Source organism: Oceanicola sp. S124 (assembly GCF_000220565.1).
Taxonomy (GTDB): Bacteria; Pseudomonadota; Alphaproteobacteria; order Rhodobacterales; family Rhodobacteraceae; genus Pseudooceanicola.
In genome coordinates, this window is sequence record NZ_AFPM01000017.1 from 50,867 (window position 1) to 61,417 (window position 10,551).

A 10,551-nucleotide genomic window follows, 5' to 3' on the forward strand; every position below is an offset into this window, starting at 1 on the left:
TCAGCCCTCCTTCTCGATCAGGGCGAGGATAGCGTCGGCAGTCGCGTATGCTGATTCGGCACATTCTGGGTCCTGACGATAGAGGTCTGTGTCTACGCCGAAATCACTAAGCAACTGCAGGTGGTCTAGAGTAATAATTCTTGCTATCGCGTGTCGATCAATAGCGCCGGAACTTCTCGCCTCCTCCAGCCCTTCCCTGTGACCCTCTGCCTTTGCCGCGTCGATCTGGCGCTGGAGGGCGGCGGCGGCGTCATCATCTGCGCCGTAGTGGTCCAGTGCTGCGGCGTAATACTTCCAGGCGTCCCTTAGTGCTGCGCGAACCTTGAAGAGGTCGAACCTCAGCAGGGGATCACCATTCGGCTTCTTTGCTTCGTACCTCATGTTGTGCGCCGACTGTTCAAGGGCCGACTTGCACCGCGCTCTTTCAGCCGCCACCATCGCGTCGGCCTCTTCCCGCGAGAGCATGGCGGGCTGGGGGTCGAGGGCAGGGGCGATGTGCCGCTGGAAGGCTTCCTGACAGGCCCCCTTCGCCTCGGCCATGTCGCCGTAAACCAGTCCCGTATTGCGACAGAGGACTTTCCCGTCCGGCAGACCCTCCAGACGACGGTGAAACCCACACATGTCGGCAACCGAGCCCGGGTAGGAGGCTTTGTAGTCGTACCATTCCAGCGGCTTGACCTTCACCCCCACAGGCTGCGGGGCGGGGCGGGCGAGGTCGGCGCGGATGTTCCAGGCGCTGATGGCTTGCCTGATGTCGTGGTCGTCAGCCCACAAGTCATCATTCCCACGACAACCTCGCGTCGCGCACGAAACGATTGAATAGTTATATCTATCGCCCGACGAACAGGTCACGCCACTTGGCGCTTCCCCACAAAACGGGCACGGCTTCAGCTCCGGTGCGTCAGTCATCGCTCAGCTCCCTGCTGCTCTCGACCAGCTCGCCGCGCAGGAGGGTCCCGCCGGCGGAGATGGTGGCGATCTCGACATGCTCCAGCTCCCAGCTGGTTTCTTTCCGGCGGCGCAGGGTCTGCTCGATCGAGACCACGGCGCCCTGAGAGAGGACGGTGCCGGTGCGGATGGTGCGGATCATCAGACCAGCTCCCCGTCCGGCACCTCGATGATCCCGTGGGCGAAGAGCATCGCCTGGGTCTCGATCAGCGACTTGAAGAAGCGATCCGCCACCGCGTGCGGATAGAGTTCCAGCTGCGCCTGTTCGCGCGGGCTGGGCTGGTCGAGCAGCTGGTGGCAGCGGTGGCAGGCGCAGACGGTGGCCAAGTCCGTCACCTTGGTGCCGGTGCCCTTCCCGGGGCCGGGCAGGTGCGCCATGACGTTGGTCGCTTCGTCGCTGCAGCGCTCCCCGAGGATCGAGCAGATCCGCAGGGTGCAGGGCATCATGACCCCGGTCTTCTGGCGGATGAGGTTCGGCGCCGCCATGATCCGTGTCGACCGGACCTTCGGGAGCATGTGGGGGCGGAAGTCGGTGATCATTTCGTGCCCTCCGGCTTGCCACCGAGGCCGCAGTAGCCCCGGTCGGTCTCGTTGGGATAGGTGAACGCGGCGGGATCTGCCGCGACACGGGCCACGGCTTTCTTGTGGAGGCCGTCCTTGCTCTTCGTGGGCTCCTCGGCCTGCAGGGCGGCAATCTCGCGCTGCACGGCCGACATGAAGCGGGGATCGTTGGCCGCCATCGGCATCCAGCGCCAGACCGCGCAGTCGGCGCCCTGGCAGTAGTTCGATGCCTTGGTAGAGCCGAAGGTGCGGGCGAGGGGGCACTTCCACTGCTTGCCGGCCTCGTCGGGGTGAAGGCTGGTCATGGGGAGGCTCATGCGGACCCCTCCGTCGTCTGGCGCTCGAACGACGAGACGATCTTCTTCAGGATCTCCGACTGCCTCGCGACATAGCGGTGGAAATCCTCGCTTCCGATTTCGGGGAGAGGGTCCTGCAGGGAAGCAACCAGATCGGCAGTTGCCTCCGAGTCCACGGTGTCAAGGAAGCACAGGCCCGTCTTGATCAGGTTCACCGCGGCGCTGACCGGGTGCTGCCTGGTGGTCGAGACACAGGCGCCGACGGCTGCCGTGTGGATCCTTTCGACCATCATGCCCGTGGGCCCGTCGCTGAACTCGACGCCTTCTTGAAAACCTTCCATCATGCCTCGTCCTCCTCGCTGCGGGCCTTCTCCTCGGCCGAGTACCAGCCGCCGGTCCAGTTGAAGCGCTCATCGCCGTCCTCGTAGGGGCAGTCCTCCAGAGCGACGCCTTGCTCTGCTGCGGTGCGCCCCTCGGCGAACTCGAAGCTGTTCTCGTCGGGCCCGGCCCCATCCTCGGCGCTGCCCTCGATGGTGTCGGCGTCCTCGACCTGCTGCTGGTCCTCGGCTTCCGGCTCCTCCTGCTGGCGGGCGGCCTCGCGGGCGGCGGCGGCCCGGGCGGCGAGGCCCCCGGCTTTCGGCTCGTCGGGGGTCACGTCGCGCATCCGCGGCGCCTGCTCGATCTCCTCGCGCTCGTACACGCCAAGGAGGACGTCAGGGAAATGGCGCCGGCACATGGCCCGGGCGGAGTAGTACCAGAGCTGCTGGTCAGGGTCGGATTTCCAGAGCGGCGAGTTCTTGGTGCTGATGCTGCCGATCTCGGGAGAGCTATAGACGATCTCCTCACCATCCTCCGAGCTCACCGCGCGCAGCACGCAGACCCGCTTCGCGCCCTCGCCCTCGAAACCACCCTTCAGCCGCCCCTTGATCGGCGCCCGCTGTTCGATGACGGCGTGGATCAGCTGGGCCTCATAGGCCACCCGGTCGTTGACCATGTAGCTCTTGTTGGCCACGGCAAAGGGATCCATCCGCCAGTTCAAGGCCTGCAGGCTGACGGCCATACAGGCGCCCGGCTGCCCGCGCAGGTGTTTCGGCACCGCCTGACCGGCCACGGACATGAGTTTGGAAAACTCCATGACCTGGCCCATGTCCTTGAAGGCGAGGCCGCCGACGCTGGCGGATACCTCGGTGCCGTGCGCGATGGTCAGATCGGTCTTTTCGCGAATGCGGTCCTCGATCGAGGTGCTGCTGTTCTGCTTGGTGTTGCTCATGGCGCTTCTCCTGCCAGGTTCATCTCTTCGAGGATCTGCTCCCGCAGGCCCTCGCTCATGTGGTAGGCGCCCAGCACCTCGCCGGCGCCCGGCCAGTGACCGGCCTCCAGGCACTCGTGGAAGCGGTAGAGGGCGCGGTGGTTCCTGAAGCGGCCCATGGCCAAGGCTTCTTCCTGGATCTCGCGGATGATCACGTCGTGGGGCGGCTCGTCCTCCTGGAAGACCAGCCCGACCTCGGTCGGCGGGTGCCCGGTCAGCTGCTCCCAGCCCTCGGCGGCGAAGGCCATCTGCATGAAGTAGCCGTGCTTCTCGATCAGCGTGTCGACGAAGGCGCCCGTGAAGGCGCGGCCCTGCGTGTTGACCTTCTTGTAGTCGGAGAGCAGCCCGTCAGTGCGCAGGTTGTCCGGCCGCGAGAGGCACCAGATGCCGGTGCGCTCGTCCCGCCATGCCATCGTGATTTCAGGCTCGCCGCCGAGGGCGTAGGCCGCCGCCGGGTCGTTGGCCAGCACGCCGCCCATGTTCACCAGCAGCTCGTAGTCGGTGTCGGTCAGCACGTCGCGGCCATCCTTCTCCACCGCGCTCCAGAAGGTGATCGACTTCTTCGCCGACGCGCTCTCCCGGCCCTCTGCAAAGGCGCGCAGCTGAGGCTTGGTCGGGCGAGACGGGCGGTTCTCGGGCAGCACCTGGAAGTGCTTCTCCAGCTCCTCTGTGCCACCCTCCACCAGCGCGGCCATGGCCCGGCCGAGGCGCAGCGCATCGCTGTCCTTGTCGGGCCAGCGGTTCTCGTTCAGCGCGCTGGTCGCCCAGGTCTTCGAGGGGGCGTGCCCGTCCATCTTGCGGAGGACGCCGCTGGTGACGCTGGGGCCGTTGCAGGGCTGGTTGTGGTGCCGATCGAGGCTGAGGCGATAGAAGCCGGGTTCCGAAATGAGTTCGCCCTTGGGGAGGTCGATGATCTCGATGGTCATGCTGCCCCCATCCGGTCGATGTTAATTTTCTCGACACGAAATGAGTAGGCGGCCACCCACGGGTTCGCGTCCCAGCCGAAGCCTCGCTTGGCGTTGAGGCTGTCCCAGAGGGAGCGGAACTCCTCGCTCGGGCTCTCCCCGTCCTCGCCGTTGCTAGACACGTATCCGGCACTGCCCTCGGCCGCCGCGTCGGCCTCGCTGATCTCCTGCAGACGCTGCACCCGCACATCGGTAACGATCAGCGTCAGGCGCGAGGCCCAGCGGGGCATGAACATGCCAGGGCGGTATTTGCCTGCATTGCTCCCGAGGTTCGGGATGTCAGGTGTCGCCTCGTAGGCGACATGCGTCCCTGCTTCGAGTGCGCGAGGCGGGAAGGGGTCATATTGCGCCCATGTCCGCCACGCTTCTCGCACCCAAAGGAGGTCGCCGACGCCGTGGGTCTTCGGCAATTTATAGGCCGCGTCGTTCTCGTCGTAGGCGTAGATACCTTCCCGGAAGATGAAGGCTGGCGGCTCCTCGCACCAAGGGTTCAGCACCCGCCGGGTCTGGGTCTTCCGGCCTTCCAGCAGCGCGCGGACCATGGGGCCGAAGAAGGGGATGGGACGGTCAGACATGCCGCACCTCCGGGTATCCGTCATGCACGACGCCATCCAGCTCGCGGCCCATGGCCTCGATCTGCTTCTGGGTCTTCCCCTCCCATTGCTTGAACAGGAACGGCACCCCGGCGTCAGCGCATTGGTCGCGCAGGGACCGGAACCAGTCAGGATCTGCGTGACGGAAGTTCGGGCCGCTCTCGCCGCCGGTGATGACCCATTCCAGCTTGCTGGTGTAGCGCCGGATGCTCACCGGTCCCAGCAGGGGTTCGCAGGAGAGGAACCGGACCCGCGCCGGGCATTGGATCAGGTGCGGGATGCGCCGGTCGGCTTCCTCTTGGTTCTCGACGGTGGTGCCGAGCCAGACGTTGCGAGGGATGCCGCCGATGAACCAACGCTCGGGCGCAAACTTCACGATGTTCTGCGGCCGCTTCGTCAGCAGCAGCCAGTCGATGTTTGGCGTCTGGTCGATCAGATGCCACAGATCCAAGCGCCAAGCGTCCTCGATACTGCGGTGGTTGTCGAAGACATCGGCCAAGCTGGCACAGAAGACGCGCGGGCGCTCGGCGGCACCCTCGGCCGCCTTGTTCCAGCGCACCGGATTGCCCCACGTCTTCGTGCGGCGGCGGGCGCCGTGCGGCCCCCATTGGACATGCCCGCTGCGCTTCGCCCAGCCCTCAGCATAGCAGTGATCGCAGGCCGGGCTGACTGCGGTGCAGCCAGTCCACGGGTTGAAGGTGTGGGTGGTCCACTCGATGCCACTGTTCTCAGCCATCGAGGTAGACCTTCACATGGGGGATCTCGCCGGCCATCATCGCCTCGACCATGCCGGCCACGCTGCGGGGCTCGACCTTGCCGAGGGCGGTGACGATGGTCGCCTTGACCCGTTGCCGGTTCTCCGCGTCCGCCAGCGCGGCGGCCTCGGCCTCTTCCTTCTCGCGCTGTTCCTGGGCGATCCGGTCGCGCTCCCGCTGGGCGGCCTCGTCCTCGCGGCGCTTGGCCTCTTCCAGCTCACGGGCGTGGCGGGCTTCGGCTTCCTGGCGCTGCTGTTCCGCCCGGGCCTCGGCCTCCCTGGCGGCGCGCTCCTGCGCCTCCTTGGCCTCCTGCTCGCGCCGGGCTTTCTCCTCGGCCTCGCGAGCCTTCCGCTCCTCCTCGGCCTTGGCGGCGGCCTCCTTCTCGGCCCGTTCCCGATCCTGGCGCTCGCGCTCTTCCTTCTCGGCGCGCAGGGCGGCCAGCTCGCGCTCGTTCTCCTCGCGCTGCTGGGCCGTCTGCAGGTGGGCGCCGTAGACCTTCAGGGCCTCTGCCTTCAGCGCCTCGGCCTCCTCGGTCTTCTCCTGGAAGGTCTCCTCGGTGACCTCGACGGCGGTGATCTTGTCGATCAGGGCCTGCAGTTCCTCCGAAGAGGCGGCCGCGTTCAGCTGGTCGGTGTCGAAGGTCAGCATCAGCTGCAGGATCGCCCGCACCCGTGCCTCCTCCTTCTCCTCCCATTCCTTGACCGGCGCCTTGGTGTCGTCGCGCAGCTTTTCCAGCCGCTCGACGGCGCTGTTACGCTTGGCGTTCACGTCGGCGATCTTCTTGCGCGCGTCCTCGGTCAGATCCTTGGCCGTCTTCTCGATCAGAACCTTCGAGCTCGAGACCTTGGCGGCCAGGCTGGTGGCCGCCTTCCGGCCCTTGGGCGTGGTCACGTCGATGACCTCGGACTTCACGCGCTTCTCGATGCTGGTGATCAGCTCGTCCAGTTTGCCAGCTTCGGTGAAGACGGCCGGCAGATCCTTGGCGTCGGGCAGCAGGGACAGTTCAGTGGTGTCGGACATGGGGTTCTCCTCAGCGGCTGAAGGTTTGGGCTGCTTCGGTTTCTCGCACCCAGCCGATGTTGTGCTTCTTGCGAAGGGCTTTTGCCTCATCGCCAACGCCGTAGTTCAGCAGCCAAGTGTTTCTGCCGTCGTGATCTTCTGGCAGTTGAAGAATGAGCCCTTCAGCGTGTTTCACACGGCTACTTCCGGACTGAATTTCGTGGTGGGTCGGCTTGTACATGGGGGTTCTCCTGGTGGGCTTCATCTTGGGAATGCCGGCGGCCCTAAGCCTCGACCGCCGGCTGACCAAAGGTGACGCCTCTTTCTGGCGCGCCGGGTCTTTCGCCTCCGGCCAGGGCATCGCTGTCGCTACATGGCGGCCTCCATGGTTGGCGCCGCGCCTTCGAGGGCGCTTCTGGTGGCGCTGGGGGAAAGGGTGCTCGACGGCTTCAGGCCATGACCTGAAGGGTGAAAGCGATGGAGCCGATCAGCATGGCGAGGATGATGCTGAAGAGACCGGCCAGCTTGCGTCCGCGGCTTTCGCCAGCCCGATACCCTGCGCCGACGAAGAGGAGGATCGCCACGGCCCAGAGCAGCGCCGCGAGGATGTGCAAGAGCAGGGTCATTCGCTGGCCCTCACGTCGACCACCACCGGCGGCGTGTAGGTCCAGGGGAAGGTCACGGGCAGTCGGCTGTCTCGGGAGGTGTAGGTGGCACCGTTCGGTTCACGGAAAACGCGGCCCTCGATGTTGTAGGTACAGCCGTCCTCGTCGCGGAAGATGGCGGAGAACCGCTTGTTCTGCTGAGTTCCATCCTCGCCGTAGGGCTCGCCCCATTCGTCATCCTCGCCAGTCAGGGGCGTGAGGGGGCGGAACATGCAGACTGTCTGGGCCAGGTTGCTGGCGATCCCGGCCGACATGCCGGAATGTCCTTCGATGCTGAACAGACGGACCTGGCGCATGACTGCGTTACCCATCATGTCGCCGTACAAGGCGTCTTCCTTGAACCAGCCGGCCCGGCGCAGCTCTTCCTCGGCATAGGCGGTGATGTTGCCGTTGGCGTCGGGATGAAGCTTCAGGATGCGGTCAAGCAGCCAGTCGCAGACGCGGGCAGGCGCCCGCTGGAAGAGGAAGCGGATGCGGTGGTAGCGGATCATGATGACCTCCATCTGAGCTGTGGGTGGGCGCCCGCGGTTCTGCTGTGGGAGCGGGCGCCCTGGTGAGGCCGGTTCCGGTCGGCCGATCGCGTGAGTGGTGGTGCCGAGGACGCCATGACATCGGGTTGGAAAAAGGCGCCCTCGGCGGTGCCCCCGCTACGAGGCTGTGTGTGTCAGGTGCGGGGAACCTCTTGCCCCGGCCGGCTGGGAAGGAGTGGGGACGCCGGCCGGGGTGACAGCGCGCGACTGCGGGGGAGCAGGGGACAACGCGCGCTATTCGAAATCAGGGGGTCATCAGCACCCCGGCGAAGGTCCCGAGCGCCAGAGCAAGCAGGGTGATCGTCGCGCAGGCCCGCTTCGAGAAACCGATGCGCGGCCCGGGGCTGCGATCCGCAACCGCCACGAGGGCCCGGGCCATCAGGGTCTCGACGTCGTCGGCCGAGTTGTTCGCCAGGTACAGCGCCGCGTTGCGGATCCTGTGCGACGGGTGCGCGCCCGGGTTGCCGAGGACATGGCGTGCACGCTCCAGCGGGGGCTTGTAGGCGGTGACGTGATCCCTCATGCGGCTTTCTCCTCGGGCTTGATGCCGAACCGGCGCCACCACATCAGTTCGATCTGGTCGGCGGTCAGCGGGGAGCCAGTGACGCGCTTGGGGAAGCCGAGGGCGATCAGCTGGCGGAAGGTTTCAGGGGACGGGTCGCGGTAGGTGTTGAGGTCCAGCTCGTGCATCTCCTCGCGCTCCTGGTGGACCGCGTAGAAGATCCGCTTGGGCTTCTCCTTGGTGCCGACCTCCTCGACCATGCAGGTCCACGGATCGACGCTGAAAAGCTCGTCGGCAAAAGGCGCCTTATTGGTGCCGGTATTCTGCATTTTGCTTCCCAAACCTCGCATTTCTCGACATCAGGCTTAGTGTTCATATTGAATACCGTCAAGATAAAAATATTCAAATTGAACACCCACCCTTAGAGTGAGTGCGTAGATCGGGGGCGAAACCTAGGGAGAGAGGGATGACGGAAAGCGAAAAGATCGCGCTTCTCGTGCGGGCGGCCGAGAGGGGGCTGCCCTTGGAGAGGGTCTATAGGCTACTGATCGAGCGAAAGAAAATCGCCCGAAGATTTCAGTGCTTGAAGATCTGGGGGAGGCGCGCTTCCTGGCCGACCAGGAGGTATTCCATGGGAACACCGTGGACCAGGAAGCAACGATAGAGCTGGTCGACCGTAAGCATTCGGTTGCCCTGTTCCACCTGCGAGTAGTTGGACTTCGTGATTCCAATCGAATCCGCGAAGTCCTTCTTCGTCAGGCCGAGCTTCTCACGAACGAACGTCACGCGGCGGGCAAACGCCTCCCGGTCAACGGACTGATTTTCACGCGGAATCTTGGGTTCAACAGCCATGCACGCATCATGGCGCCACTGGACGGCAAGTGAAGGCATCAAATCAAATCCGTTGACAAGTGTTCATATTGAATACTATCGCTCAGACCATGAAGAGCGTTTCGGAAATCGTACAGGCCTTCGGTGGTCCGACCGCATTCGGTCGGATCTTCGAAATTCCCTACAACTCGGTGCAGACCTTCCGGCGCCGAAACCAGATTCCGGCTGACCGGGATGTGGACCTCGTTCGCGAGGCGAAAAGGATGGGTATTACCCTTAGCTATGAGCACCTTGCGAAGATCCGTCATGGGAAAAAGTGACTTCGGATACTCGCCATTTGTGTTCAAACTGAACACGTTTCAAGGGCACGGGTCGCGCGGGCAGTCAGTACGTCGTGCAACTCATGGCGCCGCCGGTGTCGATGCAGCGTGTGACGGTTCCGCCAGCCTGACGGGCCATCTCCTCATGGTAGGCCGCCTGGCAGGCCCTCGTGTGCGCCTGACCCAGCTCGGTCAGCATGATCTTGCAACCCTCGGCGGTCTTCATGCTCTCGGCAGAGCAGGCCGCAAGAGCGCCAACAAGTCCAACAATCAAAGCAGTTTTCATCATCCCGGATCCTCCTGGGGCGACGAAATCAGGTTCCCGGAAAAAAGCAATACCGACCTCGGTACTTTCTCAGCTGCCCCGTGAGGCTGCGACGACGGCATCGGGCCGAGGCTCGGTGAGGACGTGGAAACCCGCAATGCCGTCACCAGGCGCTCAGTGCTGGAGCGAGATCCGGCACACCCCCCCCAACGAAAGGAGCTGACCATGGAAGACCCGACGAACAGCGAGCCCGAATTCGGGCATGACCAACTTCTGGGCCAAATCCAGGCCCGGTCGGACGAGGAGTACGAGCGGCAGAGCGATGCCGGCGAGAGCGCGGCCAAGCTGACCGAGTTCCTGGACGAGACCGGCATGAATGGCCAGGCGTTTGGCTGGCTGAAGAGCATCGTGAAGAAGCTGCCGAAGAAGAACGGCCAGGCCAAGGCGATGGACATCATCAGGTCCCTCAAGAAGGGCCTGCCGATGGTCGAGGCCCATGTCCAGGGCCAGGGCAGCGGGGAAATGGACCTGGGCGATCCCGCTGACTACGAGAGCGAGGACGAGACCGCCGATGCCGCGCTCGACGAGGGCGACGACGTGGTGCCGATGGGCGACGAAGAGCTGGCCGAGGATGCCGCCGACTTCGAGGCGAACCTGGCTGACCTCGACGAGGATGAACCCTCGAACGTCACGCCCATGACGCGGGCGGCCGAGTGATGCAGCTCTTCAAATCACTCGCGGCCACGTTCGCCCTGATGAGGATCACCACGGCACCGATCCCCTCGCCGCAGCCCAAAGCTACCCGGCGGTTTCCCGGTGACGGCGTGCGCCGCGCCGAGGCCCGTCTGGCGGCCAAGCGTAAGGCCAACACCCTGATCCCGGATTGCCCGATCGAGACCCGGCAGCGGCGGCGGGCGGAAGAGCGCGCGCGGGCCAAGGCCTATCGGTTGGTGCTGAAGCGGGAGGCTATGAAGAACAAGCTGCCCGGCGGCGCGGCGGTGATCCGGTGAAG

At 64.9% G+C, this 10,551-nt stretch carries 19 protein-coding genes; 3 read left to right on the forward strand and 16 right to left on the reverse strand.

Annotated features, from left to right (window positions below; genetic code table 11):
• From OS124_RS0101660 to OS124_RS23370, 16 genes are all read right to left on the reverse strand, one after another.
• Positions 1-909 carry a Lar family restriction alleviation protein gene (locus OS124_RS0101660; RefSeq protein ID WP_138919385.1) on the reverse strand — a complete coding sequence of 303 codons (909 nt, stop codon included), beginning with the start codon at positions 907-909 and terminating at the stop codon, positions 1-3.
• On the reverse strand, positions 902-1,090 hold the full coding sequence (locus OS124_RS0101665; RefSeq protein WP_010137549.1) for a hypothetical protein: 189 nt from the start codon (positions 1,088-1,090) through the stop codon (positions 902-904). The genes OS124_RS0101660 and OS124_RS0101665 overlap by 8 nt, the downstream gene beginning before the upstream one ends.
• On the reverse strand, positions 1,090-1,488 hold the full coding sequence (locus tag OS124_RS23350) for a DUF1364 family protein (RefSeq protein ID WP_010137550.1): 399 nt from the start codon (positions 1,486-1,488) through the stop codon (positions 1,090-1,092). Before OS124_RS23350 ends, OS124_RS0101665 begins: the two co-directional genes overlap by 1 nt.
• The gene (locus tag OS124_RS0101675) at positions 1,485-1,826 is read right to left on the reverse strand and encodes a hypothetical protein (protein WP_010137552.1); all 342 of its coding nucleotides are present in this window, start codon (positions 1,824-1,826) and stop codon (positions 1,485-1,487) included. Before OS124_RS0101675 ends, OS124_RS23350 begins: the two co-directional genes overlap by 4 nt.
• Entirely contained in the window at positions 1,823-2,149 is a 327-nt protein-coding gene (locus OS124_RS0101680; protein ID WP_010137553.1) for a hypothetical protein, read from the reverse strand. Before OS124_RS0101680 ends, OS124_RS0101675 begins: the two co-directional genes overlap by 4 nt.
• Positions 2,146-3,075 (reverse strand): Rmf/CrpP family protein, encoded by a 930-nt coding sequence (locus OS124_RS25845; RefSeq protein WP_010137554.1) that lies wholly within the window; start codon positions 3,073-3,075, stop codon positions 2,146-2,148. Before OS124_RS25845 ends, OS124_RS0101680 begins: the two co-directional genes overlap by 4 nt.
• On the reverse strand, positions 3,072-4,040 hold the full coding sequence (locus tag OS124_RS0101690; protein WP_010137555.1) for a PD-(D/E)XK nuclease-like domain-containing protein: 969 nt from the start codon (positions 4,038-4,040) through the stop codon (positions 3,072-3,074). The genes OS124_RS25845 and OS124_RS0101690 overlap by 4 nt, the downstream gene beginning before the upstream one ends.
• Positions 4,037-4,654 carry a hypothetical protein gene (locus tag OS124_RS0101695; protein WP_010137556.1) on the reverse strand — a complete coding sequence of 206 codons (618 nt, stop codon included), beginning with the start codon at positions 4,652-4,654 and terminating at the stop codon, positions 4,037-4,039. Before OS124_RS0101695 ends, OS124_RS0101690 begins: the two co-directional genes overlap by 4 nt.
• Entirely contained in the window at positions 4,647-5,408 is a 762-nt protein-coding gene (locus OS124_RS0101700; protein ID WP_010137557.1) for a DUF5131 family protein, read from the reverse strand. The genes OS124_RS0101695 and OS124_RS0101700 overlap by 8 nt, the downstream gene beginning before the upstream one ends.
• A complete protein-coding gene (locus OS124_RS25850) occupies positions 5,401-6,447 on the reverse strand; it encodes a hypothetical protein (protein WP_010137558.1) in 1,047 nt (348 codons plus the stop codon). The genes OS124_RS0101700 and OS124_RS25850 overlap by 8 nt, the downstream gene beginning before the upstream one ends.
• Before the next feature lie 10 nt (positions 6,448-6,457).
• Positions 6,458-6,667 carry a hypothetical protein gene (locus OS124_RS26335; protein WP_083834504.1) on the reverse strand — a complete coding sequence of 70 codons (210 nt, stop codon included), beginning with the start codon at positions 6,665-6,667 and terminating at the stop codon, positions 6,458-6,460.
• A 208-nt stretch (positions 6,668-6,875) separates the two neighbouring features.
• The gene (locus tag OS124_RS27190; RefSeq protein WP_168161417.1) at positions 6,876-7,052 is read right to left on the reverse strand and encodes a hypothetical protein; all 177 of its coding nucleotides are present in this window, start codon (positions 7,050-7,052) and stop codon (positions 6,876-6,878) included.
• The gene (locus tag OS124_RS0101720) at positions 7,049-7,582 is read right to left on the reverse strand and encodes a hypothetical protein (RefSeq protein WP_138919386.1); all 534 of its coding nucleotides are present in this window, start codon (positions 7,580-7,582) and stop codon (positions 7,049-7,051) included. The genes OS124_RS27190 and OS124_RS0101720 overlap by 4 nt, the downstream gene beginning before the upstream one ends.
• A 283-nt stretch (positions 7,583-7,865) precedes the next feature.
• On the reverse strand, positions 7,866-8,144 hold the full coding sequence (locus OS124_RS0101725; RefSeq protein WP_010137561.1) for a hypothetical protein: 279 nt from the start codon (positions 8,142-8,144) through the stop codon (positions 7,866-7,868).
• Positions 8,141-8,452: a hypothetical protein gene (locus OS124_RS0101730; protein ID WP_010137562.1), complete on the reverse strand. Its 312-nt coding sequence runs from the start codon at positions 8,450-8,452 to the stop codon at positions 8,141-8,143. The genes OS124_RS0101725 and OS124_RS0101730 overlap by 4 nt, the downstream gene beginning before the upstream one ends.
• A 247-nt stretch (positions 8,453-8,699) precedes the next feature.
• Positions 8,700-8,975 (reverse strand): helix-turn-helix domain-containing protein, encoded by a 276-nt coding sequence (locus OS124_RS23370; protein WP_010137563.1) that lies wholly within the window; start codon positions 8,973-8,975, stop codon positions 8,700-8,702.
• A 285-nt stretch (positions 8,976-9,260) separates the two neighbouring features.
• Here OS124_RS23370 and OS124_RS26870 point away from each other — a divergent pair, with 285 nt between their 5' ends.
• The 3 genes from OS124_RS26870 (at position 9,261) to OS124_RS0101755 (ending at position 10,549) form a co-directional block, all read left to right on the forward strand.
• Complete coding sequence (locus OS124_RS26870) at positions 9,261-9,644, forward strand: hypothetical protein (RefSeq protein ID WP_138919387.1); 384 nt, start codon at positions 9,261-9,263, stop codon at positions 9,642-9,644.
• A 120-nt stretch (positions 9,645-9,764) separates the two neighbouring features.
• The gene (locus OS124_RS0101750; protein WP_010137566.1) at positions 9,765-10,256 is read left to right on the forward strand and encodes a hypothetical protein; all 492 of its coding nucleotides are present in this window, start codon (positions 9,765-9,767) and stop codon (positions 10,254-10,256) included.
• Positions 10,256-10,549 (forward strand): hypothetical protein, encoded by a 294-nt coding sequence (locus OS124_RS0101755; RefSeq protein ID WP_010137567.1) that lies wholly within the window; start codon positions 10,256-10,258, stop codon positions 10,547-10,549. The genes OS124_RS0101750 and OS124_RS0101755 overlap by 1 nt, the downstream gene beginning before the upstream one ends.
• Positions 10,550-10,551: the final 2 nt, after the last annotated feature.